Origin of the sequence: Streptomyces sp. SP18CS02, assembly GCF_036322365.1 — a bacterium.
Lineage (GTDB): Bacteria > Actinomycetota > Actinomycetes > Streptomycetales > Streptomycetaceae > Streptomyces.
In genome coordinates this window covers 36,983-63,530 of the sequence record NZ_JAQYXC010000263.1, presented here as the reverse complement: position 1 = coordinate 63,530, position 26,548 = coordinate 36,983, and the positions used below count along the sequence as shown (strand labels likewise).

At 73.8% G+C, this 26,548-nt stretch carries 18 protein-coding genes; 9 read left to right on the top strand and 9 right to left on the bottom strand.

Annotated elements, in window-relative coordinates; genetic code table 11:
• Positions 1 to 260 precede the first annotated feature (260 nt).
• The gene (locus PUR26_RS06960; RefSeq protein WP_329870260.1) at positions 261 to 452 is read left to right on the top strand and encodes a hypothetical protein; all 192 of its coding nucleotides are present in this window, start codon (positions 261 to 263) and stop codon (positions 450 to 452) included.
• A gap of 76 nt (positions 453 to 528) precedes the next feature.
• Here PUR26_RS06960 and PUR26_RS06955 read toward each other — a convergent pair whose 3' ends face one another.
• The 4 genes from PUR26_RS06955 to PUR26_RS06940 all read right to left on the bottom strand — a co-directional run bounded on the left by PUR26_RS06955 (position 529) and on the right by PUR26_RS06940 (position 6,090).
• A complete protein-coding gene (locus PUR26_RS06955; protein ID WP_329870259.1) occupies positions 529 to 1,446 on the bottom strand; it encodes a hypothetical protein in 918 nt (305 codons plus the stop codon).
• A gap of 432 nt (positions 1,447 to 1,878) precedes the next feature.
• Complete coding sequence (gene prfB, locus PUR26_RS06950) at positions 1,879 to 2,985, bottom strand: peptide chain release factor 2 (RefSeq protein WP_329870258.1); 1,107 nt, start codon at positions 2,983 to 2,985, stop codon at positions 1,879 to 1,881.
• Positions 2,986 to 3,045: 60 nt separating this feature from the next.
• Positions 3,046 to 4,281: a serine/threonine-protein kinase gene (locus tag PUR26_RS06945; RefSeq protein ID WP_329870257.1), complete on the bottom strand. Its 1,236-nt coding sequence runs from the start codon at positions 4,279 to 4,281 to the stop codon at positions 3,046 to 3,048.
• 126 nt (positions 4,282 to 4,407) lie between these two features.
• Positions 4,408 to 6,090 (bottom strand): serine/threonine-protein kinase, encoded by a 1,683-nt coding sequence (locus PUR26_RS06940; RefSeq protein ID WP_329870256.1) that lies wholly within the window; start codon positions 6,088 to 6,090, stop codon positions 4,408 to 4,410.
• Between the two features lie 464 nt (positions 6,091 to 6,554).
• Here PUR26_RS06940 and PUR26_RS06935 point away from each other — a divergent pair, with 464 nt between their 5' ends.
• The 5 genes from PUR26_RS06935 (at position 6,555) to PUR26_RS06915 (ending at position 15,888) form a co-directional block, all read left to right on the top strand.
• On the top strand, positions 6,555 to 9,707 hold the full coding sequence (locus PUR26_RS06935) for an FHA domain-containing protein (protein WP_329870253.1): 3,153 nt from the start codon (positions 6,555 to 6,557) through the stop codon (positions 9,705 to 9,707).
• A 148-nt stretch (positions 9,708 to 9,855) separates the two neighbouring features.
• Positions 9,856 to 11,223, top strand: a complete 1,368-nt coding sequence (locus PUR26_RS06930; RefSeq protein WP_329870251.1) for an ABC transporter substrate-binding protein — start codon at positions 9,856 to 9,858, stop codon at positions 11,221 to 11,223.
• Between the two features lie 4 nt (positions 11,224 to 11,227).
• Positions 11,228 to 12,607, top strand: a complete 1,380-nt coding sequence (locus PUR26_RS06925) for a carbohydrate ABC transporter permease (RefSeq protein WP_329870249.1) — start codon at positions 11,228 to 11,230, stop codon at positions 12,605 to 12,607.
• Positions 12,604 to 13,485 carry a carbohydrate ABC transporter permease gene (locus tag PUR26_RS06920; protein ID WP_329870247.1) on the top strand — a complete coding sequence of 294 codons (882 nt, stop codon included), beginning with the start codon at positions 12,604 to 12,606 and terminating at the stop codon, positions 13,483 to 13,485. Before PUR26_RS06925 ends, PUR26_RS06920 begins: the two co-directional genes overlap by 4 nt.
• A gap of 117 nt (positions 13,486 to 13,602) precedes the next feature.
• Positions 13,603 to 15,888, top strand: a complete 2,286-nt coding sequence (locus PUR26_RS06915; protein ID WP_329870245.1) for a bifunctional glycosyltransferase/CDP-glycerol:glycerophosphate glycerophosphotransferase — start codon at positions 13,603 to 13,605, stop codon at positions 15,886 to 15,888.
• Positions 15,889 to 15,988: 100 nt separating this feature from the next.
• On the opposite strand, the gene PUR26_RS06910 is transcribed toward PUR26_RS06915, so the two are convergent.
• The 5 genes from PUR26_RS06910 to PUR26_RS06890 all read right to left on the bottom strand — a co-directional run bounded on the left by PUR26_RS06910 (position 15,989) and on the right by PUR26_RS06890 (position 23,283).
• Positions 15,989 to 17,629, bottom strand: coding sequence for a glycosyltransferase family 2 protein (locus PUR26_RS06910; protein WP_329870243.1), 1,641 nt, complete (start codon positions 17,627 to 17,629; stop codon positions 15,989 to 15,991).
• A complete protein-coding gene (locus PUR26_RS06905) occupies positions 17,626 to 19,851 on the bottom strand; it encodes a bifunctional glycosyltransferase/CDP-glycerol:glycerophosphate glycerophosphotransferase (protein ID WP_329870241.1) in 2,226 nt (741 codons plus the stop codon). The genes PUR26_RS06910 and PUR26_RS06905 overlap by 4 nt, the downstream gene beginning before the upstream one ends.
• Before the next feature lie 92 nt (positions 19,852 to 19,943).
• Positions 19,944 to 20,318 carry a hypothetical protein gene (locus PUR26_RS06900; RefSeq protein ID WP_329870239.1) on the bottom strand — a complete coding sequence of 125 codons (375 nt, stop codon included), beginning with the start codon at positions 20,316 to 20,318 and terminating at the stop codon, positions 19,944 to 19,946.
• A gap of 34 nt (positions 20,319 to 20,352) precedes the next feature.
• A complete protein-coding gene (locus PUR26_RS06895; protein ID WP_443076994.1) occupies positions 20,353 to 21,888 on the bottom strand; it encodes a methyltransferase domain-containing protein in 1,536 nt (511 codons plus the stop codon).
• A gap of 144 nt (positions 21,889 to 22,032) precedes the next feature.
• The gene (locus tag PUR26_RS06890; protein WP_329870237.1) at positions 22,033 to 23,283 is read right to left on the bottom strand and encodes a glycosyltransferase family 39 protein; all 1,251 of its coding nucleotides are present in this window, start codon (positions 23,281 to 23,283) and stop codon (positions 22,033 to 22,035) included.
• Between the two features lie 321 nt (positions 23,284 to 23,604).
• Between PUR26_RS06890 and PUR26_RS06885 the strand changes: the two genes are divergently transcribed.
• Genes PUR26_RS06885 through rfbD form a run of 3 tightly spaced genes read left to right on the top strand, consistent with a single transcriptional unit; the run spans position 23,605 to position 26,524 of the window.
• Positions 23,605 to 24,672: a glucose-1-phosphate thymidylyltransferase gene (locus tag PUR26_RS06885; RefSeq protein ID WP_329870235.1), complete on the top strand. Its 1,068-nt coding sequence runs from the start codon at positions 23,605 to 23,607 to the stop codon at positions 24,670 to 24,672.
• On the top strand, positions 24,669 to 25,667 hold the full coding sequence (gene rfbB, locus PUR26_RS06880; RefSeq protein WP_329870233.1) for a dTDP-glucose 4,6-dehydratase: 999 nt from the start codon (positions 24,669 to 24,671) through the stop codon (positions 25,665 to 25,667). Before PUR26_RS06885 ends, rfbB begins: the two co-directional genes overlap by 4 nt.
• Positions 25,664 to 26,524, top strand: a complete 861-nt coding sequence (gene rfbD, locus PUR26_RS06875) for a dTDP-4-dehydrorhamnose reductase (RefSeq protein WP_329870231.1) — start codon at positions 25,664 to 25,666, stop codon at positions 26,522 to 26,524. Before rfbB ends, rfbD begins: the two co-directional genes overlap by 4 nt.
• The last annotated feature ends 24 nt before the right edge of the window (positions 26,525 to 26,548 follow it).

Below are 26,548 nucleotides of genomic sequence, written 5' to 3'. Positions count from 1 at the left end.
GGGTGCACCACGGTCGGCAGGGAGTAGGTGAGCGTGACCATACGCGACCGGGGATGCCCCGCGCAGTCGCCGTCCGGCCTTGTGCCTTTTGTCCCGGCGGGCGTGGCGCCCGAACCGGGGGAATCCGGCGGGGCGCGCCTAAAATCCAGGGACCTGGCACAGTGGTAGGGGGAACGGATGCGTTTCCCTGAGCGTTGGGCGGAGAGAACTGTGTGCACAGTCCGCGTTTGCGGCTCCGCCGCGCGGAAGGAGGAAAGCGCATGACCTATGACCGACTGGTGTGCGCCAACTGCGCGGCTCCCGTGAACGAGGGCCGTTGCCATGTCTGCCGGGCGAACCGGGAGCGCCTCCAGCAGGAGGGCCCCCTCGGCGGACTGAACCCGGCGGCGCTGCTGGCACTGCTGGTGATCCTGGTCGCGGCGCTCGCGCTGCTGGCCCACCAGACCGCGTAGACCTCCCTGGGACAGCCGGAAGGGCCCGGACAGCCACCGAGAGTGGCGTCCGGGCCCTTCTGGCGTGCCGAGGGGGTCAGACGGCCGTGCGGCCGCCACCCACGAGGCGCGGCAGCATGCGGAAGCCGATGCCGCCCGCGATCATCGTCGCGGCACCGATGAGCAGGAACGAGGTCTCGGCGGCGCCGGTCTCGGCCAGCTCCTCCTTGGCCTTGCCCTGCTCGACCGGCTGGGAGCCGGCCGAGTCGGTGTCGGTGTTGTCGGCGCACTCGGCACCGTCGAGGTCGACGGTGCAGGTACCGGCGTCGCCCGAGGTGGAGCCACCGGTGGCGGCGGAGCCACCCGTGCTGCCGGTGCTGCCGCCCGTGGCGGTGGAGCCGCCGGTGCTGCCGCCCGTGGCCGTGGAGCCACCGGTGCTGCCGTTGCCGCCGTTGCCCCCGTTGCCGCCGTTGCCGCCACCGGTGGACGGACCGCCGGTGGTGGCGCCCGTGGTGCCCGGGTCGCCGGTCGTGGCGCCGGTCGTGCCGGGGTCGCCCGTGGTGGCACCGGTCGTACCCGGGTCGCCGGTCGTGGCGCCCGTGGTGCCGGGGTCGCCCGTGGTGGCGCCGGTCGTGCCCGGGTCGCCGGTCGTGGCGCCCGTGGTGCCGGGGTCGCCCGTGGTGGCGCCGGTCGTGCCCGGGTCGCCCGTGGTGGCGCCCGTGGTGCCCGGGTCGCCGGTCGTGGCGCCGGTCGTGCCCGGGTCGCCGGTGGTGGCACCCGTGGTGCCCGGGTCGCCCGTGGTGGCGCCACCGGTCGTGGAGCCGACGGTGTCGTTACCGCCGACGGCACCCGCCTCGATACCGTCCTTGCTGACCTCGGCGTTGACACCGATGCCCGCGACGTTGACGTCTATACCGACGGCGGAAGCGGCGCCCGCTGCGGTCAGGGACGCACCGGCTGCGATCACCGCACCGGCTGCGATCCGCGCTACGCGGACCCGCGTCTTCTTGGTCATCTGGCTGCTACCCCCAGTAGCTGATCTCGTCAGTGGAGCAGCGCTCGGGGCATCGGACACGGGGGGCTCGTCGCAGCCTCCCCCGATCACACACGCCCCAGACATGCGCATGCCGCGCGTCAGCTTTCCCAGTTTTAGGACAAGCGTCAAGGTCGTTGCGCGAACGATGCCCCAAATGATCACACTTGCCTGGCGTGCAACGATGCAACTGTGACGTAAACGCGGAACCGCCGCCCCTCATACGCCAGTTCCCTTGTCGACAAAGCGAGCTGGGGCCCTGCTCACCGCTTGCGTCAGCGAATCGGCGGAGCATCCGCCGGTTCCCCGGCGGGGCGGACCCGGCGGGCGCGCGCCTCCACGCGAACGGCGCCGGACCCGCCCGAGGGGGTCCGGCGCCGAAAGGCGTTGCGAGGAAGGGCCGTTGCCCTCCCGCTACTTCTCCTGCTGCTTGCGCCAGCGGATGCCCGCCTCCAGGAAGCCGTCGATCTCGCCGTCGAGCACCGACTGCGGGTTGCCGACCTCGAAGTCCGTACGGAGGTCCTTGACCATCTGGTACGGGTGCAGGACGTAGGAGCGCATCTGGTTGCCCCAGGAGCTGCCGCCGTCGCCCTTGAGAGCGTCCATCTTGGCGCGCTCCTCCTGGCGCTGACGCTCCAGCAGCTTGGCCTGGAGGACGTTCATCGCGCTGGCCTTGTTCTGGATCTGGGAGCGCTCGTTCTGGCAGGAGACCACGATGCCGGTGGGAAGGTGCGTGATCCGGACCGCGGAGTCGGTGGTGTTGACGCCCTGGCCGCCGGGGCCGGAGGCACGGTAGACGTCGACGCGCAACTCGGACTCGTCGATCTCCACGTGGTCGCTGGACTCCACGACCGGGAGGATCTCGACGCCCGCGAAGGACGTCTGACGGCGGCCCTGGTTGTCGAACGGCGAGATACGGACCAGGCGGTGGGTGCCCTGCTCCACGGAGAGCGTGCCGTAGGCGTACGGCGCCTTGACGACGAAGGTGGTCGACTTGATGCCGGCCTCCTCGGCGTAGGAGGTCTCGTAGATCTCCGTGCCGTAGCCGTGGCGCTCCGCCCAGCGCAGGTACATGCGCTGGAGCTGCTCCGCGAAGTCGGCGGCGTCGACGCCGCCCGCCTCGGCGCGGACGTTGACCAGCGCCTCGCGCTCGTCGTACTCGCCGGAGAGGAGGGTACGGACCTCCATCTCGTCCAGCGCCTTGCGCACCGACTCCAGCTCGGTCTCGGCCTCCGCCAGGGTGTCGGCGTCGTCCTCGGCCTCGGCGAGCTCGAAGAGCACCGCGAGGTCGTCGATCCGGCTCCGGAGCGCCTCGGTCTTGCGGACCTCGGCCTGGAGGTGCGAAAGCTTGCTCGTGATCTTCTGCGCCGCCTCCGGATCGTCCCACAGGGACGGGGCCGCGGCCTGCTCCTCGAGCACGGCGATGTCTGCCCTCAGCTTTTCGAGGTCCAGGACGGCCTCGATCGACCCCATGGTCGAGGAGAGGGACTTCAGCTCTTCGGATACATCGACGACTGCCACGACACCAGCGTAACGGCTGGCCGCGCCGGCCCGTCCCCCCGGAGGGAACGGGGCCGGCGCTCAGGGCTGGGAGGGGGCCGACTGCCTGGAGTCCCGCGGCGGGGCGGACGGCTCGTCGCCGCTGGTCGCCAGGTAGCCCCCGACCCCCGCCGCGGCCGCCAGGGCCAGGGCGACGACGCCCAGGGCGAGGCGGCGCTTGCGGACGGCCCCCGCCCTGTTGCGGGCCGAGCCGGGGCGGCGGCCGCCGGCCGGACGCGGCGCCCGGGCGGTGCCGAGCGGGCCGCCGGAGAGCTCGTCGGGCGCCGGGACGCGCATCGAGGTGTGGGTGTCCCGGTTGGAGTCGGTGGACGCCCCCGGCACCAGCGGCACGGCGGCCCGGCGCGGCTCGGAGGGCAGGGTGGGGTACGGGTCGTCCTCGTACGGCTCCGAGGACGGTTCCGCGTCCGGCTCGTCCACGTCCAGCGGCGGCATGCCCGCGACCAGCGGGAGCAGGTCGTGGAGGCGGGCGGCCAGCTCGGAGGCGCGCAGCCGGGAGGCGGGGGCCTTGGCCAGGCACTGGACGATGAGCTGCCACAGCTCGTCCGGGATGCCCGGGAGCGGGACGACCGTCTCCGTCACATGGCGGCGCAGCACGGCGCCGGGGTGGCCGCCGCCGAACGGCGTGAAACCCGCGAGCAGCTCGTACAGGACCGTGGCCAGGGCGTAGATGTCCACGGCCGCGCGGGGCGGCAGGCCCTCGACGATCTCCGGGGCCAGGTAGTCCGGCGTACCGATGATGCGGTTGGTCTTGGTGCGGCGCGGGGTGTCGATCAGCTTGGCCACGCCGAAGTCGGTCAGCAGCGCGGGGTGGGACCCGCCGGGGCCGAGCGGGCCCTCCATGTCGAGCAGGATGTTCTCCGGCTTGACGTCGCGGTGGACGACACCGGCGGCGTGCGCGGCGGCCAGCCCTTCGGCGACGTCCGCGATGATCGCGACGGCCGCCTCCGGGGCGAGCCGGCGCTCCCGGTCGAGCCGGGTGCGCAGGTCGGTGCCCCGGACCAGGTCCATCACGAGGGCGAGGTCGTTGCCGTCGACGACGAGGTCGCGGACGGCCACCACGCGCGGATGGCCGAGCCCGAGCAGCGCGGTGCGCTCCTGGACGAAGCGGCCGACGAGCTCCTGGTCGGAGGCCAGGTCCTCGCGCAACAGCTTGATGGCGACGGGCCCCTCGGGACCCTCGCCGAGCCACACCGTGCCGGCGCTCCCCCGCCCCAGGATCTGGTGGGCCGTGTACCGGCTGCCGATATTCCGTGCCAAGACTGCTCCCTCAGCGGCTGGCGTTCTCGACAAAGCTACGCGGGTGCGGGCGCCAGTACTCACTTCCGGAGGGAAATCACCCTCCGGAAGTCGACAAATCGGCAGAGCCGTCGATCGTGGGGGCGGTTACGGCGTCCCCGTACCGCCGCCGGCGTCCCCGCCCAGACCCGAGATCCAGTCGGAGACGCCCGAGACGGCGTCGCTGATCGCGGTCCAGTAGCTCTTGCCCTCGGCGACCCAGTCCTGGAGCGGGGTGAGCTCCCAGATCAGCCATCCCGCCACGAAGAACAGGATGATCGTGAACAGACAGCCCTTGAGGCAGCCGAGACCGGGGATCCGCATCGGATTGGCGCTGCGCTGCCGCGGCGGACGCGGCTCGCGCGGAGCCGGCGGCTGAGGCCGCTGCGGTTGCTGTGGTTGCTGCGGCGGATACGGCTGACGCGCCTGGTGCTGGGGCGCGTACTGCTGGGGCGGCGGCGGGGCGTACTGCTGACGCTGCGGCGGCCTGTGCTGCTGGGGCGGGGGCGGCGGCGGCTGGTGGCGCTGCTGCTGGGGCGGGTACTGCTGCTGCGGCGGCTGCTGGGGCGCCTGGCGCTGGGGGCGCCGGCGCAGCGGGTCCTGGCTCGGGTCGAGGTACTGGACCTGGGTCTGCTCGTTGCGGTCCCGGGCCGCGCGCAGCTGGGACTGCCACGGGTGCGGCTCCTCGGGCTGCGGCGGGCCGTCCGGGCGCGGCGGGAGCGGGGGCATGACGGCGGTGGGGTCGGCGTTGCCGCCCGGGCCGCCGTGGCCGCTGGTCGGCATCACGCTGGTCGCGGCGGCGGGGTCGTACTGGCCCGCGTTGCTCGGCAGGACCTGCGTGGGGTCGGCCGCCCCGGGGGTTCCGGGCACCGAGGCCGGAGCGGGGTCGGGGGCGAGCAGCGCGCCGACGCCCTCCGCGGCCTCGATCTGGGCGGGAGTGGCGTGCAGCCCGACACCGGCCGCGACGGTGCGCAGGGCGCGGGCGAGGTTCACCGCGCTGGGGCGCCGGTCGGGGTCCTTGCTCAGGCAGCGCTCGATGACCGTCCACAGCGGGCCGGGGACGGTGGAGGGCCGGCGGGGCTCCTCACTGAGATGCCGGTGCAGCACCTCCAGGGCCGTACCGCCGGCGAAGGGGGGCCGGCCGGTGACGAGCTCGTAGAGCAGGATGCCCGCGCCGTAGATGTCCACGGCGGAGGTCTGCGGGCGTCCCTCGGCGGACTCCGGAGCGACGTAGGCGGGCGTGCCGACGAACTCGTGCGTCCGGGTGAGGCCGGGGGAATCCGCGAGGCGCGCGATGCCGAAGTCGGTGAGCATCGGGTGCATCTCGCCGTCCCGCTCGGCGAGCAGCACGTTGGCCGGCTTCAGGTCCCGGTGCACGACGCCGTCCGCGTGGCTGGCGGCGAGCGCGTCGGCGATCTGGGCCGTCAGCAGGGCCGCCGCGACCGGCGTCAGGGGCCCGCTCTCGCGGATGTAGCGATGCAGGTCGGGACCGTCCACGAGGTCCATGACCAGGGCGAGGAGATCCCCCTCCACCACCAGGTCGCGGGTGCGCACGATGTTCGGATGGGTCAGGCGGAGGAGGACGGAGCGTTCCCGCAGGAACCGCATCACCACATCCGCGTCGTTCGCGAGCTCCTCCTTGAGGACCTTGATCGCGACGGTCTCGCCGGGCTGCCCCGGAACGGCCGCCTCGGCGCCCGCGGTCTCCCGCTGGCGGGCTCGCCAGACGGTGCCCGTGGCGCCGCGACCGAGCGGCTCCTCGAGCAGGTACTTGCTGCCTACCGGCCGCACGTCATGCGCTCCCTGCGATCGTGGTCCTTGCGTGGCCCCGGGCCGCCCTCTCGGGCCCGCCCGGGTCCGACCCACTTTAGTGCCGTCGGGCGGCACACCGGTCGGTCGTGCTCGGGTCCTGTCGTTGCCCCCTCTTGGTTCCCCCTCTGCCGGGGGGAAGACGCGTCCGTCGAACGGATGGTTGCCAGTGGGACATGCGACGCGGGTCATACATGAGCCCAAGGCGTACGCAAGCAGGCGTTTTCGTGATCACCGACGTCCGTTCAAGATCAATTCGAGGCGGGTCCCGGGCGTGTTGTCGGTGCCAGGTGCGAGGATGCCTCCAGCACGGCGCATCGTCGGGGTCGGGAGCCCCGCGGTCCGTGCCGACCTGTACCGGACCACGCGTCCGTGCCGGGTGGGGGGAGGTTCGACGGGCAGTTCCCCCAGCCGCGCACGCCGCGCAGAAGGGACCGCTGACGGCGATGCAGATCCGGCTGACCGTCCTCGCGGCGCCGCTCGGCGGCCAGCCCGCGGGGCGCGCGTGCGACGTGCTCGTCACCGCCCCCGCGGGGACCGCGCTGGCCGCTGTGGCCTCCGGGCTGGCCGCGGCCGTGTCCGGTCCCGACACCAGCGGCTCGGGCGCCGTCGTGCTGTACGCGGGCCGCGAGCGGCTCGACGCGCAGCGCTGCGCCCTGGGCGAGCCGCCGCTGGTGGACGGCGCGGTGCTCTCGCTGCAGGTGCCCGGTGAGGCCCGGGTGCCGGTGGAAGGCGTGTCGGCGCGGCTGCACGTGGTGGCCGGACCGGACGCAGGCGGCGTCCATCTGCTGCACGGCGGGGAGATCCGGATCGGCCGTTCGGCCGACGCGGACGTCCCCCTGGACGACCCCGACGTGTCCCGGCTGCACTGCGCGGTGACCGTCTCGGAGAGCGGCCGGGTCACGGTCGCGGACCTGGGCTCCACCAACGGCACGACCCTGGACGGCGCCGAGGTAGGCATCCGTCCGGTCCGGCTGGCGCCGGGCGCGCTGCTGCGGCTGGGCGAGTCGACGCTGCGGCTGACGACCGGCGCGGCCGACCGGGACTGCTCCCCGCTGCCCACGGCGCCGGACGGCGAGGGGCATGTGCGCGTGATCCGGCCGGGCACCGGGGACGGCGCGGGTACGGATCCCGGCGCGGCCCCGGTCCCGGGCGCCGCCCCTTACGGCGGCGCCCCCGGAGCCGTACCGCCGCAGTCCGGCACGCGCGCGCACGACGGCCCGCCCGCGCCCCCGACCCCGCTCGTACCGGCCCAGGCCGCGCACCACCCCGGGGCCGGGGCGCGGCCACCGGAGCGGCCCGGCCGGGAGGACGCCTTCCGGCCCCAGAGCGCCACCCCCGCCCGTGGCACGCCGGTTCCCCCCGACCGGGCCCGGGCGTCCCTCGGCGACTCCGACTCCGACGGCGAGGGCCCCGACCGTTCCGGCGGCACCACCCGCAGACGGGGGATAGGCGCCTGGGCGCGGCGGCTCGCCGGCACCCGGGCCGACGGCCCGGAGCCCGGGGCGCCGCACGGCGCCTCCCCCGTGCCGGCCGCCGACGCCTCCCGGCGCGGGCGGCTCGCCGACACCTGGCCCGACCCCTCCGCCGTCCTGCTCACCGCGCTCGGCCCGGGCCCCCGGCTGTGGGAGCGGGGCCCCGCCCACCCCGAGTCGCTGGTCGTCCGGCTCGGCACGGCCGACCGGGCCGACCTGCCGGCCGTCCCGGTCACCGTCGCGCTGCGGGAGGCCGGGGCGCTGGGTCTGGCGGGCCCCCGCGCGCGCCTGGCCGGCCTGGCCCGTTCGGTGATCGCGCAGCTCACCGCGCTGCACGCGCCGACGGACCTGGAGATCGTGCTGATCAGCGCCGACCGGGCCCGGTCCCTGGCGGACCGCAGGCGCGAGTGGGGCTGGCTCGGCTGGCTCCCCCATGCGCGTCCGGCCCACGGCCAGGACTGCCGTCTCCTGCTCGCCTACGACCGCGACCAGGCCGCAGCCCGCACGGCCGAGCTGACCCGGCGCCTGGACGACGGCCCCCTGGGCACCGGCTGGGCGAGCGCCGACCGCAGGGCCGTCGCGGACGCGGCGGCCCGCTTCGACGGCGCGTACACGGTGGTGATCGTCGACGGCGACCCGGGCACGGCCGCGCTGCGCGAGACCACGGCCCGGCTGGCCGGCGCCGGACCGGCGGCCGGTATCCACCTGGTGTGCCTCGCCGAGACCCCGGCCGCCTCCCCCGTCTCCCCCGTCACGGCGACCTACGAGACGGCGTGTGCGGCGTCGCTGCCGTTCCGCGAGTGCGGTGCCGTGGCGCTGCTGTCCGGTGATGTGGCGACCGCCCTGCGCCTGATGCGTACGGCGGGCGGGCAGCCCGCGGGGCACGGCACGGTCGCCGCCGTGGACGCCGTCTCCGGCGCGTGGGCCGAGCGGTTCGGCCGGGCCCTGGCGCCGCTGCGGGTCGAGGGTTCCGCGCCGCGCGGCAGGGCGGCCGCCATGGCGCTGCCCCCGTCGGCCCGGCTGCTCGACGAGCTGGAGCTGGCCCGGGCCACGCCCGCCTCGCTGATGGCCCGCTGGGCGTCGGCCCCCGACGGCACCGCGGTGCTCGGCACCGGGCCGCGCGGTCCGCTCCGCGTCGACCTCACCGAGGAGGGCCCGCATCTGCTGATCGAGGGGCCGGCGGGCAGCGGCCGCACGGAGCTGCTGCGGGCCGTCGCGGCCTCGCTGGCCGCCGCCTCGCGCCCCGACCGGCTGGGGCTGCTGCTCGTCGACGGAGCGGGCGGCGAGCGCGGGGACGGCCTCGCCCCCTGTCTGGAGCTGCCGCACGCCTCGGAGCACCTGGTGGCCTGCGACCCGGTGCGGATGCGGGCGTTCGCGCAGGCCCTGGGGGCGGAGCTGAAACGGCGCGCCGAGCTGCTGGGCCGCCAGGACTTCGCCGAATGGCACACCCAGCGCGAGGTGGCCGGCCGGATGGTGGGCCAGCGCCCGCCGGGCCCCGGCGAGCAGCGCGGCGATGCCGATCCGGCGGCCGGCGGCACGCTGCGGCTGCGGCCCGCCGCCCGCGTCGCCTCCGGGCGGAGCGAGGTCCCGCCGCCGCTGCCCCGCCTGGTGGTGCTGGTCGACGACTACGACGCGCTCGTCGCGCCCGCGCTCGGCAGCCCGGGCCGGCCCGCGGCCGGTTCGGTCGTGCGGGCGCTGGAGGCCGTGGCGCGGGAGGGCGCGCGGCTCGGCGTGCATCTGGTGGCGACGTCCGCGCGGCCCGACCGGACGGCCGACACCGAGCTGGCGCACGGCGCGCGGCTGCGGGTCGTGCTGGACGCGCCCGCGGTGCCCCGGGGACCGGACGACCCGTCGCCCGGACGGGGCCGGCTGGGGCATCCGGACGGGCGGGTGACCCCGTTCCAGGGCGGCCGGGTGACCGGGCGCATCCCGCGCACGGCGACGCTGCGCCCGACCGTGGTCCCGCTGGAGTGGGAGCGCATGGGCGATCCGCCGACGCGCCGTCCCGTGCGGGAGCTGGGCAACGGCCCGACGGACCTGGCGCTGCTGGCCAGCGCGCTGGAGCGGGCCGCCCGGTCCGTCGAGGCGACACCGCTGCCCCCGCTGACCGCGTCCCTGCCCTGAACGGGCCGGTTCGAGGAGTAGTTTGACGCTACGTCACGAGCCCATCACGATCGCAGACGCGACACCGAAGGCGGTATTGCGACCCCCGTGCACCGGGCGTAGACCTGACGGACGGGACGCGTTCGCGCACGGGAGAGACGGGGCAGTGATGCGCACAACTCTTCGAGCACGCAGGGCTGTTGTGGTGATGGGCGCCGTGGGCGCCCTGGCCGTCGCGGGGTGCGGCGGTGACGGTGACGCCGGGCGCCAGGGGGCCGGTGCGAGCGAGAGCACCGGTCAGGAGACCGGGGCGACCGTCCGGCTGCCGAAGCTGACCGGCGAGAAGCTCCAGGTGGTGGCCGTGTGGACCGGCCCCGAGCAGCAGGCGTTCACCAAGGTGCTCAAGGAGTTCGAGAAGCGCACCGGGGCGGTGGTCTCCTACGTCCCGACGCAGGACGCGATGCTCAACTACATCGGCACGAAGATCGCGGGCGGCTCGCCGCCCGACGTGGCGATGCTCCAGCAGGTCGGCGCGCTCAAGGAGGCGGTCGGGCGCAAGTGGGCCAAGCCGGCCGGTGCCGAGGTCAAGGCCCAGCTGGCCAAGAACTTCGCCCAGGGCTGGCAGGACCTCGGCGCGGTGAACGGCACCCCCTACGGCGTGTACTTCAAGGCGGCGAACAAGTCGCTGGTCTGGTACAACGCCGCCGCGTTCGACAACGCGGGCGCCACCGAGCCGAAGACCTGGAAGGAGTTCCTGGCCACGGCCGAGACCCTCTCCGCGTCCGGCGTCACGCCGGTGTCGATCGGCGGCGCGGACGGCTGGACCCTCACCGACTGGTTCGAGAACGTCTACCTCTCCCAGGCGGGCCCGGAGAAGTACGACCAGCTGGCCCAGCACCGGATCAAGTGGACCGACCCGTCCGTGGCGCGGGCGCTCGGCACCCTCGCCGAGCTGTTCGGCAGGCCGGAGCTGATCGCGGGAGGCGCCGACGGCGCGCTGCAGACGGAGTTCCCCACGTCGGTCACCGACACCTTCACCGGCGGCGACCAGCCCAAGGCCGCGATGGTCTTCGAGGGCGACTTCGTCTCCATCAACATCGCCCAGACCCCGGCGAAGATCGGTACGGACGCCAAGGTCTTCCCGTTCCCGGCCGTGGGCGCCCAGGCCCCGGTGGTGACCGGTGGCGACGTGGCCGTCGCACTGACCGACCGGCCCGCCGCCCAGGCGCTGCTGACCTTCCTGGCCTCCCCGGACGCGGCGGAGATCTGGGCGGGCGAGGGCGGCTTCATCTCCCCGAACAAGTCGCTCGACGTGAAGGCGTACCCGAACGACGTCCAGCGCGACATCGCCAAGGCGCTGATCGCGGCGGGCGACGGCTTCCGGTTCGACATGTCGGACCAGATGCCGCAGTCGTTCGGCGGCACGCCCGGCAAGGGCGAGTGGAAGGCGCTCCAGGACTTCCTGAAGAACCCGAAGGACGTCGCGGGGACCCAGGCGCGCCTGGAGGCCGACGCGGCCAAGGCGTACAAGGACTGACGCGGTGACCGCGTCCCCGGGGGGAGGCCGGGCGGGCGCCACGCCCCCCGCTCCCCCGCACGGCACACGTGAGAGCGCCCCGGCCGGCCGGCGCGCGAGCGTCACCGGCACCCGCGGGGCCGTCGCGGCCTGCTTCCTGCTCCCCGCCCTGGTGCTGCTCGGCGCGCTCGTGGTCTACCCGATCGGGTACTCCGTCCACCGGTCCTTCTTCGACCGGTCCGGCGGCGGCTTCGCCGGGTTCGCCAACTACGTGGAGATCTTCACCGACGACACCATCCTCACCGCGGTCCGCAACAACGCGATCTGGGTGGTCGTCGCGCCGACCGTCGCCACCGCGCTCGGGCTGATCTTCGCGGTGCTGACCGAGCGGGTGCGCTGGGGCACGGCCTTCAAGCTGCTCGTCTTCATGCCGATGGCGATCTCGATGCTCGCGGCGGGCATCATCTTCCGCCTGGTGTACGAGCAGGATCCAGACCGGGGGGTCGCCAACGCCGTCATGGTGGGCGTGCACGACACCTTCGCCGAGTCGGCCGCCTTCCCCAAGGCACGCCCGCTGCCCGTCCATCCGCTCAGGGCGGCGGGCGGCGGGGCGTTCGTCACCGAGGAGCCGGTACGGGCGGGCACCCCCGCGCTGCTGCCGCTGGTGGGCGTCGCCCCGGCCGGGATGCCGGACGACGCACGGCCCGCGAAGGCCGCCGTGCCGGGCGACGGCACGGTCACCGGCACCGCGTGGCTGGACTTCACCCGCGGCGGCGGCGGACGGCCGAACGTCGTCGACGGCCGGGAACCGGGCCTCAAGGGCATCAGGATCGAGGCGGTGAAGGACGGCCGCGTGGTCGCCACGGCCACGGCGGGCGCCGACGGTACGTTCACGCTGCCCGCCTCGGCGGACGGCGCCCTGCTCCGGCTGCCCGCCGGCAACTTCCGGGAGCCCTACAACGGCGTCGACTGGCTGGGCCCGGCCCTGGTCACGCCGGCCATCATCGGCAGCTACGTCTGGATGTGGGCGGGCTTCGCGATGGTGCTGATCGCGGCGGGGCTGGCGAGCCTGCCGCGCGAGCTGCTCGAAGCGGCGCGGGTGGACGGCGCGAACGAGTGGCAGGTCTTCCGCCGGGTGACGGTCCCGCTGCTCGCGCCGGTCCTGGCGGTCGTCCTGGTCACCCTGATGATCAACGTGCTGAAGATCTTCGACCTGGTCTTCATCATCGCGCCGGGCTCCGTCCAGGACGACGCGAACGTCCTCGCGCTCCAGCTCTACCGCTCGTCGTTCGGCACGGACGCCCATCCCGGCGTCGGCAGCGCCATCGCCGTACTCCTCCTGCTGCTGGTGATCCCGGTGATGTACCTCAACATCCGCCGGATACGGAAGGAGACCCGGCGATGACCACGACCGGCAGCACCGTCACGGCGAAGCGCTCGCCCGCCGCGCGGATCGCCGCCCGGGCCGGCGGCGGCGCGATGCGCGTCGTCCTCGTCCTGGTCGCCCTGTTCTGGCTGATGCCGACCGCCGGCCTGCTGATCTCCTCGCTGCGCGACCCCGCGGACATCAACGCGAGCGGCTGGTGGCAGGTCTTCACCGCCCCCGCCCAGCTCACGGCCGACAACTACTCCGCGCTCCTCGACAACGGCGCCATCACCGAATCCCTCCTCTCCAGCGTCCTGATCACCGTGCCGGCGACCGTCCTGGTCGTCGTCATCGGATCGCTCGCCGGCTACGCCTTCGCGTGGATGGAGTTCCCCGGCCGCGACTGGTGGTTCCTGGCCGTGGTGGGGCTGCTGGTGGTCCCCGTCCAGGTCGCGCTCGTGCCCGTGTCCCAGCTGTTCGGCGAGATCGGCCTCTTCGAGACGACGCTCGGGGTCGTCCTCTTCCATGTGGCCTTCGGACTGCCCTTCGCGGTCTTCCTGCTGCGCAACTTCTTCGCGGAGATCCCCCGGGAGCTGCTGGAGGCCGCCCGGCTGGACGGGGCGGGCGAGATCCGGCTGTTCACCCGGGTGGTCCTGCCGCTCGGTGCCCCGGCCATCGCCTCGCTCGGCATCTTCCAGTTCCTCTGGGTGTGGAACGACATGCTGATCGCGCTGATCTTCGCCGACTCCGAGTCCCCGCCGATCACCGTCGCGCTCCAGCAGCAGGTGCGGCAGTTCGGCAACAACATCGATGTCCTGGCGCCCGGCGCCTTCGTCTCGATGGTGATCCCGCTGGCCGTCTTCTTCGCCTTCCAGAAGCAGTTCGTCTCGGGGGTGATGGCCGGGGCGGTGAAGTGACATGCGGTCAACCCGTGGCTGACGCCGGGCGGTCGGTCACCCGGCCGCCACCGGCGGTTCGTCCCCCGTATGCCACGGCGGGCGTAACCCGGTCGGTCGACCGGCAGTTCCCGGGCCATGCCCCGGTTCAGCGTCATCGTCCCCGCGTACAAGGTCCAGGCTTATCTGCACGCTTGCCTGGAGTCGGTGCTCTCCCAGTCGTACGACGATCTGGAAGTGATCGCCGTGGACGACTGCTCGCCGGACGGCGGCGGGGCGATCATCGACGAGTTCGCGGCCGCCGACAGCCGGGTCGTCGCCGTGCACCTGCCCGAGAACACCGGCCTGGGTCCCGCCCGCAACACCGGGCTCGCCCGTGCCACCGGCGACTACGTGCTCTTCCTCGACGGTGACGACACCCTGGCGCCGGGGGCGCTGCGCGCCATCGCCGACCGGCTCAAGGAGACCGGCGGCCCCGATGTCCTGGTGTACGACTACGCCCGTACGTACTGGTCGGGCGAGGCCGTGCGCAACGAGTTCGGCGCGCACCTGACCGAGGTGGGGCCGGCCCCCTTCACCCTGGCCGACCGCCCCGGTCTGCTGAAGGTCCTGATGGTGGTCTGGAACAAGGCGTACCGGCGGGATTTCGTCGAGCGCCAGGGGTTCGTCTTCCCGCCCGGCTTCTACGAGGACACCCCGTGGAGCTATCCGGTGCTGATGGCCGCCGGGTCGATCGCCACCCTGGACCGGGTCTGCGTCCACTACCGCCAGCGGCGCAGCGGCAACATCCTCACCACCACCAGCCGCCGTCACTTCGACCTCTTCGACCAGTACGAGCGGCTCTTCGCCTTCGTCGACGCCCGCCCCGAGCTGGCGTGCTGGCGGCCGGTGCTGTTCCGGCGGATGGCCGACCACTTCACCTCGGTGTTCACGGCCAGGGACAGGCTGCCCCGCGGCACCCGCGCCGAGTTCTTCCGCCGCTCCCGCGCCCACTACCGCCGCTACCGCACGCCCGGAGCCACGCCGAAGTTCACCACCCGGATGCGGCACGCGCTGATCAGGTTCGGCAACCATCGCACCTACCGCGCGATCACTCTGGCCCGGGTGCTCAGGCGCCGGGCCGCCCCGCACGCCGTCGCCGCCCTGCGCGCCCTGGCCGGCGCCCTGCTCCAGGTCCACTACCGCGTCCAGCTGTGCCTGCCGCTGCGCGCGGACAGGGCGGTGTTCAGCGCCTACTGGAGCCGCGGGTACGCGTGCAGCCCGGCCGCCGTGGAGGAGCGGGTCCGCGCGCTGGCCCCGCACATCCGCACCTCCTGGATCTGCCCGTCCGCGCTGGCCCACACGGTGCCGCCCGCCACCCGCCGGGTGCGGCCGGGGTCCGCCGCGTACTGGACGGCCCTGGCCCGGTCCAAGTACCTCGTCAACAACGTCAACTTCGACCGGCGGCTGATCAAACGGCGCGGGCAGCTGCTGATCCAGACCCAGCACGGCACGCCGCTCAAGCACATGGGCCTGGACCTCCAGCACCGGCCGGCCGCCGGCGGTTCCACCGACTTCGCCGCCCTGCTGCGCAACATCGACAAGTGGGACTACCTGGTGTCCGCGAACCGCCACTCCACCCTGGTGTGGGAGCGGGTCTACCCGGCGGCCTACCGGACGCTGGAGTACGGCTCCCCGCGCAACGACGTCTTCCAGCGGGCCAGGGCCACCGATGTCGCCCTGCTGCGCGAGTCGCTGCGCATCCCCCCGGGCCACACCGCGATCCTGTACGCCCCCACCCACCGCGACCACCTCCACCCCCAGCCGCGGCTGCTCGACTGGGAGCGGATCCTGCTCGCGCTCGGGCCCCGGTTCGTGGTCCTCGTCCGGTCCCACCCCACGCACGACGACGGCCCCGGACCCGTCCCGCACCCGAGGATCATCGACGTCTCCGGCCACCACTCGGTCGAGACCCTGTGCCTGGCCTCCGACGCCCTCGTCACGGACTACTCGTCACTGATGTTCGACTACGCGGGCCTCGACCGCCCGATCGTGGTGCACACCGAGGACTGGGCCGCCTACGACGCCGCCCGCGGCACCTACTTCGACCTGCGGGACTTCCCGCCGGGCGCCGTGGCCCGCTCGCAGGACGAGCTGATCGACATCTTCGCCACCGGCCACTGGCGCGGCTCGCGATCGGCCCAGCTGCGCGCCGCGTTCCGCGCCCGGTTCTGCCCGTACGACGACGGCCACGCGGCCGAGCGGGTGGTACGGCACCTGTTCCTCGGCGAGGACCCGGCGGACCTGCCGCCCTTCGTGCCGCTGGAGGAGCGCCGCCCCGCCCCGGCGGCGACCGGCGCAGGGGCGACGGTCTTCCCCGCCCTCGCCCCGCGCCGGGAGGCCCCGGCGGGCGGCCGGCCCAGTCCGGCGGAACCCCGCGCTTAGGGCCCCGCGCGGAGAGGCCCCGCGCGGAGGTCCGGCACATGCGGGACCCGCGCACACAAAGGGCCGGCGCCAGAGGGGCCGGCACGCGGGGCCCCGGGCGTCAGCGGCGGGCCAGCGCACGCGCCGCCCTGCGCAGCGGGCCGCGCTGCACGACCTGGCCGAGCAGCATGCCGACCACGCCCTGCGGGCGCCAGCGCAGCTGGAGCCGGCCCGCGCCGTGCCCCTCGGGCTCCACCGTGATGCGGTGCCGCCCCGGTCCCGCCAGGACGAAGGGCGTGAAGTCCAGGGGCGCGAGCATCACGCCGGTGTTGCCGCTCTGCCCGTCGCCGATCTCCAGCACCGGATGGCGCACCCCGAGGAAGCCGTGCGCGGGCAGCGGGGCCGCGGCGAGGTCGAGCCGTACGGTGCCCTCGTAGACGCCCCGCGCCACCGGGTCCATCCGCAGTCCGGTGGTCATCCGCCGCCCGGCGGGCGAGATGTGCAGGTGCGCGGCCTGGGGGGCGAGCGGGAGGCGCAGGGCCGGGTCGTAGGTGCGGACGGTCAGGTCGACGGCGGCGCCCGGCCCCTGCTCGACCCGGGTGATCTCGTGCCGGAACGCGGCGGCGGCGAACGGGCACCGGGTCAGGTCGAGCGCGGTCAGGTCCAGGTCGCGCCGGGCGGCGTCGCCGACCGGCAGCGCGCCGCCCCAGTAGGCGCGGCCCCGCGCGTCGGTGGTCATCTCGCGGGGCCCCACGCCGTGCCCCAGCCCCCGGGCGGCCAGCCGGACCTCCGCGTACCGGCCCTCGCGCAGCAGGCCCACGACGACCCGCTCGGCGTGGCCGAGCCGCTCGAAGGCGGCGGGCGACAGCTCGTCGAGGTAGGGCACCGTCTCGTCGGCGAACCGGGCGATCCAGGGGATCTCGCGGTACGGCAGGTCGCCCGTGTACATCCGCAGGTCGTGGGAGAGGAACTTGAAGTCCTTCTCCTCGCGCACGGCGGCCGAGCAGCCGTGTCCGGCGAGGAACTGGTCGATCATCCGGGAGATGGCCACCCGGTCGCGGACGTTGCCGATGAGGTGGCGCTGGTTGGAGATGGTGGCCTTCTCGGGCGCGGCGTGGGGGTCGACGTACCAGCGGTAGACCGGCTCGGGGATGACGGTGAAGGCGTGGGCGAGGGTGTAGGCGCGCGCGGAGAACAGCTGGTCCTCGTAGTGGATGCCCTCGGGGAAGCGCAGGGCGTGCCGGTCCAGGAAGTCCTTGCGGTACATCTTGTTGGTGGCCAGCGGTTCGAAGAGCAGCCGGGGTTCGGCCTCGATGCCGTGGACCGTGCGGCGGCGTCCGTAGAGCGGTGCCATCCAGGTGGAGGTGGCGCCGGTGCCCGCGCGGACCCGTCGCACCGCGCCCATGACGAAGTCGACGGGCTCCTCGCGGTGGGCGGCGAGCAGCAGTTCGACGGCCTTCGGCGGCAGTTCGTCGTCGCTGTCGAGGAACATCAGGTACGGCGCCCGGGCGATCTCCATGGCCCGGTTGCGGGGCGCGCCGCAGCCGCCGCTGTTCTCCTCCAGCCGGAGCAGGCGGATGCGGTGGTCCTTGGCCGCGAGGGCGGCCGCCACCTGGGGCGTGGCGTCGGTGGAGTGGTCGTCGCTGATGACGATCTCGATGTTGCGGTGGGTCTGGGCGCGCACGGAGGCGACGGCGCGCGGCAGCCGCGCCGCGTCGTCGTGCACGATGACGGTGACGGTCACATCGGGGTCGGTGCTCATCGGCGGGTGGCCTCCTGCGGCGTGGGGGCGGGGGTGCGCCGCTCCAGCGGCAGCACGGGCGGCAGGCTCTCCTCGCCCTCGCCGAGGAAGACGCGGCGGACGACGCGCTCGGCGGCGCGCCCGTCGTCGTACTCGCAGAAGCGCAGCCGGAAGTCGTGGCGCTGTTTGGCCGACGCCTCGTCGCACCAGGCGCCGTGGGCGAGGATGTCGGCGAGCTCGTCCTGCGTACGTGCCACCGGTCCCGGGGGTTCGGCCGTCAGGTCGAAGTACACGCCCCGGGTGAGGGTGTACGTCTCCCAGTCGTCGGCGAGGATCACGATGGGGCGGTCGAGGTTGGCGTAGTCGAACATGATCGACGAGTAGTCGGTGATGAGCGCGTCGGCGGCCAGGGCGAGCTCCTCGACCGGGTCGTACCCGGTGACGTCCAGGACGCGGTCTCCGGCGGACCGTCCGGCGGTGGGGCCGTCGGCGTACAGGTAGTGGCCGCGCACGAGCAGCACGGTGTCGTCGCCGAGCCGCCGCACGAGACGGGCCGCGTCGAGGCGGGGCGACGGGCGGGCCTCGTAGTCGCGGTGGGTGGGGGCGTACAGCAGGGCCCGCTGGCCTGGCCGGACGCCGAGTTTGGCGCGGGCGGCGCGGACGTCCTCGGCGGTGGCCCGGTAGAGGATGTCGTTGCGGGGGTAGCCGTAGTCGAGCGACCGGTGGCCGGAGGGGTAGGCGCGCCGCCAGGTCTCGGTGGAGTGGCTGTTGGCGGACAGGCTGTAGTCCCAGCGGTCGACGCGTGCCAGCAGGGCGTCGAAGTCGAGGTCCCGGGCGGCGGCCGGGTAGGGCCGCTGGTCGACGCCCATGTGTTTGAGCGGGGTGCCGTGGTGGGTCTGGAGGTGCACCGTGCCGGGGCGTTTGGCCAGGGCGTCCGGAAAGTTGACGTTGTTGACCAGGTACTTGGCGCGGGCCAGGGTGCTCCAGTAGCGGGCGGTGCCCGGGACGACGTGGTCGGTGCCGGGAGGCAGCAGGGGCACCGCGCTCTCCTCGACGATCCACACCTGGCGGATGTCCGGCTCCAGTTCGGCGAGCTCGGCGGCGATGGCGGCGGGGTTGCAGAAGACTCCCCGGCCCCAGTACGCGGAGAAGACGGCGAGGTCCTCGTCGACGCTCCGGCAGCGGGCCAGGCGGTAGCGGCCGCGGGAGTGGGCGTCGACGGCACGGTCGGCGCAGACGGCCACGCCGGCCTGGAAGGCGCGACGGGCGTCGTTGGCGGTCCGCAGCAGCCGGTAGCGCAGATAGGCGTTGCGGCCGAGCAGTGAGTGGCGTACGCCGTCGAGACCGCCGGGGCGGCGGTGCCCCTCGGGGCGGAAGCGTTCGGCGTGCCGGGCCGCCCGCCGGAAGAACTCGGTGACCAGGGCGGGCGGGAGCTCGTCGCGCCGGGCGAGGGTCGCCAGGTAGTCGTCGACCATCCGGTCGTACAGCCGGGAGCGCAGGGCGGTGGAGACGGCCGCGTCGCCGGCGAGCCGGTGCAGCCGCTCGTACTGGCCGAAGACCGCGAAGTGCCGGTCGGGGTGGGCGGCGCGGCGCTGGGCGGGGCGCTCCGTGCGGCGGGTCAGCGCGACGGTGTCGCAGCAGGCGACGCTCCGGGCGAGCAGCAGCACGGCGCAGGAGACATAGAGCTCGTCGTGCCCTTCGGTGCCGATGAGCTCGGGGTGGGCGGTGAGCAGGCGGGCGCTGATGAGGCGGTTGCCGAGGAGGGGGGCGACGTCCAGCAGCGCGGGGTGGGCGGCGAGGGTGGTGGTGTCCGGCGCGCGGCCGAGGACCGGGCCGTCGCCGCCGGGGACGTCCTCGGCCCACCAGGTGGCCTGCTGGTGGTCGCAGAGCAGCACGTCGGGCTCCCGCGCCCGGTCACGCAGTCCGTCGAGCCGGTCGGCGAGCGCCGCCACCGCGCCGTCGGGCAGCCGGTCGCAGCCGCGCAGGAACTGGAGGTACGTGCCGCGGGCGGCGCGGGCGCCGGCGGCCCGGGCGACGGCGTCGGGCGCGTCGGCCGGTACGGACACGACGGTGACGCGCGGGTCGAGCGCCTCGTGGACGCGGGCGAGGGCTCGTGTCCCGTCGTCACCGGCGGTCACGACGATGTCGAGGTCGGGGTGGGTCTGCGCGGTGACGCTCTCCAGACAGGCGCGCAGGCGGCTCTGCGAGGATCGGCCGGACACGATGACGCTGAGCTTGGGCATGAGGTCGTGCGGTCCTTCGGGTCGTGCGGTCCTTCGGGAGGAGGTCGGTTGCGTTCGGCGGCCGGCGAGGCCGGCCGCTCCGGACGGCGAGGTCAGTCGCGCTGGCCGGCGAAGACCGTCACCAGGCCGATCACCACCAGCAGCGAGCCGGCCCAGGTCCACACCGAGGTCCGCTCGTGCAGCAGGGTGGAGCCGGCCAGCACGATCAGCAGGTAGCCGAGGGCGTTGAACGGGTAGGCGAGCGACAGCGGCACCTTGGCGAGGGTCGTCATCCACGCGAGGGCGGAGACCGCGAAGACGGCGAGGCCCAGCACCACCCAGGGGGTGGTGGCGGCGCGTACGGCCAGTGAGCCGCCGTCGCGGTCGACGGCGGCGGCCGCGGTCCCCATGCCGTGCTTGAGCATGATCTGGCCCCCCGCGGACGAGAGGACCGCGAAGAGCAGCAGCGACAGGCTGGCCAGGGTCAACGTCCGCCTCCGCGCGGGCCGTACCGGTCCGGGGTCATACGCCGACCCGGTCCGTGGGGCGGTCGGTGGGGACGAACTGACGGTTGAGGATGTCCTGGACATCGATGTGCTCCCCAGCGATGATCGTCCGCGCGGCGTGCGGGGTCAGCAGGGCGACGTACTGGTAGCCGAAGACGGTCGGCCGGACGCGGGTGAGCAGCTTCGACACCCCGCCCAGCACCCTGGCGACGGTTCCGCCGCCCAGCACCGGCCAGAAGGGCGCGCCGGTGGCGCTCATCGACAGCACGTCGTACCCGGCGGAGCGCACCGTGCGGCGCAGGCTGGCACGGGTGAAGAAGCGCAGGTGGGTCTCGTCGAGGATGCCGCGCCGGTCGTAGTCGAAGACCCCGAGGGCGACCCGCAGCCGTGAGTACCAGTGCCCGAAGTTCGGCACGGAGAGCAGCACCTGGCCGTGGGGGTGCAGCACCTGGCGGAGCTGGGTGAGGACGCGTTCGGGCCGGGAGAGGTGTTCGATGACGTCCGCGGCGACGATGTAGTCGTAGCCGTCGCCGATGCCGTCGGGCAGGCCCTCCTCCAGGTCCGCGGGGAAGAAGGCGGAGCAGCGTTCGCGCACGCCGTCGATCTCGACGTGGTCGATGCCGGTCACCCGGTGGCCGAGCGCTTCGAGCCGCTCGGCGAACAGGCCGCCGGAACAGCCGACGTCGAGGACCCGGCCGGGCGGCAGGGAGCGCATCCGCTCCAGGATGACGGCGTGGGAGGAGCCGTCGCCCTCCTTGAAGGCGTACGCGGCGGGCTTGGGGATCCAGGAGCAGGTGCCGAACCCCTTCTTGGCCAGGCGGTATTCGAGGACGTCCTTGACGACGTCCTTGGCGTAGCGCAGGCCGTTGACGTAGCAGATCTCGTCCCCGTAGTAGGTGGGGATCGGGATCTCCCTGATGCGCATCCCCGCGTCCGCGAGCTGGACGATGATCTGGGTGTCGAAGTCGAAGGCGTCGGTGTTGCGCTCGATGGGCAGCGCGCGCAGCGCCTCGACGCTGTAGGCGCGGTAGCCGGAGTGGAACTCGGTGAGCGCGGTGCCCAGCAGCTTGTTCTCCAGCCTGGTCAGCACGCGGTTGCCGAGCCACTTGTAGACCGGCATACCGCCGCGCAGGGCGTCCTTGGGCCGCATCATGCGCGAACCGAACACGGCTTCGCACTCGCCCCGTTCCAGCGGCTCGACCATCCGCGGGAGCAGTTCGGGGGCGTACTGGCCGTCGCCGTGGAGGAGGACGACGATGTCCAGGCCGCGCTCGGCGGCCAGCGCGTACCCGGCCTTCTGGTTGCCGCCGTAGCCGAGGTTCTTGGTGTGCCGCATCACGACCGTGGGGGGTCTGCCGTCGAGCTGGGACCAGCGGCAGCCCGCGGTGAAGGTCGCGTCATGGCTGGCGTCGTCGAGGATCAGGATCTCGGTGATCTTCGGCCGGAAGTCCTCGGGGATCCGGTCGAGGGTCTTCTCCAGCGTCGATTCCGCGTTGTACGCGACCACCAGGATGCCGATCCTGGGGCGCTGGCCTTCCGTCACGGGGCTCACGTGGCTTCTCCACTCTCGCGGGGTCTCGCGGGGTCGCGCTGGGGGCAGGGGCGGGCTGGGGCCGGGGGTGTGTCCGGGGGCGCGCCGAGGTCCGGGGGCACGCCGAGGTCGGGGGACGGACAGGGGTCAGGGGACGGGCAGGGGTCAGGGGGCGGGCTGGTCGGCGTGGCGGGGCTGCCGTTCCGAGCGCGGCCCGGCGATGTCGATGCCGGTGGCGGGCGGGCGGGCGGCGTCGGCCCGCGCGGCGGCCAGTACGCGGCGGACACCGGTGGCCACGCACACCGCGAGGACCGCCCAGCCGAGCGTGCCGGCCGCCATCTCGGCGAGCGTCCAGTGGACGGGCCGCTGCCCGGAGTAGACGGAGGTGGTCACCGCGCCGACGACGAGGCCGTAGGCGAGGCCCTGCCGGAGCCCTACGACGAACAGACCGGCCGCCGGCCAGGCGAGGTACTGCACGCCCGAGGCGGTGCTGAGCAGCAGCAGGAGGCCGAGGGTGACGGCGACGGCGACGGGCAGGTCGGCCGGGCGCCGCCAGGCCAGCCAGACGCCGACCGCCATGATCGCGAGGACGATCAGGAAGTGGCCGTCGCCGCGGACCATGGAGACGTAGTGCTCGGGCACGCCGGCCCAGCGGGCGAAGCGGACGATGCCCCAGAAGCTGAAGTTGCCGCCCGCGTACTCCAGTACGTTGGCCCGGAGCCCGCCGGGCACGGTCGCGATCACCGGGCCCCAGACGGCGAGGAACAGTGCGGCGAAGCCGGCCGTGAACCGGGCCAGCGCCGGTCGTCCGGCGTGCCGGGCACCCACGAAGAGCAGGGGCAGGGCGACGACCGGGATGAGCTTCACACTGACGCACAGGGCCGCGGCGAGTCCGGCGGCCAGCGGGCTGGCCCGGTCGACCAGCAGGTAGGCGGCGGCGAACGCGAACATCACGGCCACCGAGTCGGTGTTCCCGTGGTAGCCGCTGGTCGCCACCAGCACCGGGCACAGGGCCGCGCCGATCGCACAGAGGACCGCCGTCCGCACGGTGCCCCGTCTCCGTACGATCTCGAACACGAGGACGACGGTGATGAGGTCGGCGAGGCAGGCGGGGAAGCGGATCAGGGGCCGCCACGGCACGCCGTGCTGTGCCAGCCACTCCATCCCCAGCAGCATCCAGCTGGCCAGTGGCGGGTGGTTGTAGACGGGCAGCCAGGGCAGCGGCTCACCGTAGATGCGTACGGGATCCGTCCGGGCGATGGCCCGGGCGAAGCCCCAGAAGAAGCGCACATCGGCTGGCCCTCGGGTGGACGCCGCGAGAGCCATCTTGGCGACGAACGCGACCGCCGCGACAGCGACGACGACGATCCGGGCTTTCCGTACGTCACGGGACAGGGGCGACATTCTGGCGCTCATGGTGGGCGAACGTAGCAATACCCATGGCACCTGACGAAGCACCGATTAACACACTTACGCCGTGGCGGAGTTCGCTGCATGGGCGTTATCGCCGCAGAACTGAATCACCGAATCACACGTATGGCCCAGGGGCGCATGGACGTCGTGGCGTAATCGGCGGCGCTCAACTTTCGTTCACATTCCGCACCTTGTTCCGGCCCGGGTCCGATCCCCGGCCCCCAACGGGCCCCGCCCGCCCCCTCCCCCCGCGGGTTTCGCCCGCCCCGATCCCCCGTTCAGCCCCAGGCCCCCGCTCCGACGGATCACGTCAGGTCAGGTCCAGTGAAAGCACTCGTACTCTCCGGCGGCGCCGGCACCCGGCTCCGCCCGATCACCCACACCTCCGCCAAGCAACTCGTACCGGTCGCCAACAAGCCGGTGCTCTTCTACGGGCTCGAATCCATCGCCGCGGCCGGCATCCGGGAGGTCGGGATCATCGTCGGCGACACCGCGCGGGAGATCCGCGACGCGGTCGGGGACGGCTCCCGGTTCGGCCTGGACGTCACCTACATCCCCCAGGAGGCGCCGCTCGGCCTCGCGCACGCCGTGCTGATCGCCCGGGAGTTCCTCGGCGAGGACGACTTCGTCATGTACCTGGGCGACAACTTCGTCGTCGGCGGGATCACGGAACTGGTCGAGGAGTTCCGCGCGACCCGGCCGGACGCGCAGATCCTGCTGACCAAGGTGGCCGACCCGCGCGCCTTCGGTGTCGCGGAGCTGGACGTCGACGGCCGGGTGGCCCGGCTGGAGGAGAAGCCGGCCCACCCCCGCAGCGATCTCGCACTGGTCGGGGTCTACCTGTTCAGCCCGGCCGCGCACGAGGCGGTGCGCTCCATCGCACCGTCCGCCCGGGGCGAGCTGGAGATCACCCACGCGCTCCAGTGGCTCATCGACGAGCGGCGCACGGTCAAGTCCACGATCATCTCGGGCTACTGGAAGGACACCGGCAACGTGGCGGACATGCTGGAGGTGAACCGTTCCGTCCTGGAGCTGCTCACCCCCCGCAACGAGGGCAGCGTCGACGAGGCGACCGAGATCATCGGCCGGGTCAGCATCGGCGGCGGCGCGACCGTGCGCGCCTCGCGCATCGTCGGGCCGGTCGTCATCGGCGCGCACACGGTCGTCGAGAACTCCTACATCGGCCCCTCCACCTCGATCGCCGAGCACTGCCGGGTGACGGACAGCGAGATCGAGTACTCCATCGTGCTCAGCGGTTCGTCGCTGCACGGCGTGGGGCGTGTGGAGGCGTCCCTCATCGGCCGTAACGTCGAGATCACCCCGGCCCCGCCCATCCCGGCCGCCCACCGCCTGGTGCTCGGCGATCACAGCAAGGTGCAGATCTCGTCATGAACGGCACGAAGACCGTCACGCGCGTGCTGGTGACCGGCGGCGCCGGCTTCATCGGCTCGCACTACGTCCGTACGCTGCTGGGCCCGGACGGACCGGACCGGACCGCCGTCACCGTCCTCGACAAGCTCACCTACGCGGGCAATCCGGCCAACCTGGACCCGGTGCGCGACCACCCCGGCCTCACCTTCGTCCACGGTGACGTCTGCGACCGGGAGCTGGTCGGCAAGCTGGTCTCCGAGCACGACCAGATCGTCCACTTCGCCGCCGAGTCCCACGTGGACCGCTCCCTGGCGGACGCGGACGCCTTCGTACGCACCAACGTGCTGGGCACCCAGACGCTGCTGGACGCGGCCCTGCGCAACCGCGTGGACACCTTCGTGCAGATCTCGACGGACGAGGTGTACGGCTCACTGGAGTCGGGGTCCTGGACGGAGGAGGAGCCCGTGCGGCCCAACTCCCCGTACGCGGCGACCAAGGCGTCGGCCGACCTGATCGCGCTGGCCTGCCACCGTACGCACGGCCTCGACGTACGCGTGACGCGCTGCTCCAACAACTACGGCCACCACCACTTCCCCGAGAAGCTCATCCCCCTCTTCATCACCCGGCTGCTCGACGGCGGGCGGGTGCCCCTCTACGGCGACGGCTCGCACGTCCGCGACTGGCTGCACATCGACGACCACGTGCGGGGCATCGAGCTGGTCCGCACCCGGGGCCGGGCCGGCACGATCTACAACATCGGCGGCGGCACGGAGCTCTCCAACAAGGAGCTGACCGGGCTGCTCCTGGCGGCCTGCGGCGCCGACTGGTCGAGCGTCGACCACGTCGAGGACCGCAAGGGCCACGACCGGCGCTACTCGGTGGACTGCTCCCGCATCCGCGCGGAACTGGGTTACCGCCCGGCCAAGGACTTCACCACGGGTCTCGCCGAGACGGTCGCCTGGTACCGGGAGAACCGCTCCTGGTGGGAGCCGCTGCTCGACCGGGCCGTGCTGTGAGCCCGACCTGGCTGGTGACCGGCGCGGGCGGCATGCTCGGCCGGGACGTCGTCGCCCGTCTGGGGGACGAGGCGGCCGGTCTGACGCGCGGCGAGCTCGATGTGCGCGACCCGGCCGCCGTACGGGCCGCCGTGTCGGGCCTGCGCCCCTCGGTGGTCGTCAACTGCGCCGCATGGACGGCGGTGGACGACGCGGAGGCCCGCGAGGCGGACGCCCTGGCGGTCAACGGCACGGCGGTCGGTCACCTGGCGCGGGCCTGCGCCGAGGCGGGGAGCGTCCTGCTGCACGTCTCCACCGACTACGTCTTCGACGGCGCCGCCCGCGCGCCGTACGCGGAGCACTCCGTACCCCGGCCGCGCACCGCGTACGGCCGGACCAAGCTCGCCGGCGAGCGGGCGGTGCTGGAGTCGCTGCCGGAGCTCGGGTACGTGGTCCGGACGGCGTGGCTGTACGGAGCGGGCGGCGCGAACTTCGTACGGACGATGCTCGGGCTGGAGGCGTCCCGCCCGCGCGTGGACGTGGTGGACGACCAGCGCGGCCAGCCGACCTGGAGCGCGGACGTGGCCCGCCTGCTGGTGGCGCTGGGCCGCTCGCGGCCGCCCGCGGGCGTCTACCACGCGACGAACTCCGGGGAGGGGACGTGGTACGACCTCGCCCGGGAGACGTTCCGTCTGACGGGCGCCGACCCCGAGCGGGTATGTCCCACCACGACGGCCGCCTTCCCCCGCCCGGCCGAGCGCCCCGCGTACAGCGTGCTGGGCCACGACCGCTGGCGGGAGACGTGCGTGGCACCGGCGCGCGACTGGCGGGAAGCGCTGGAGGAGGCGCTTCCCGCGCTGGTCACCGCCGGGGGATGAGACCGTCGGGTGAGGGGGCCGGGC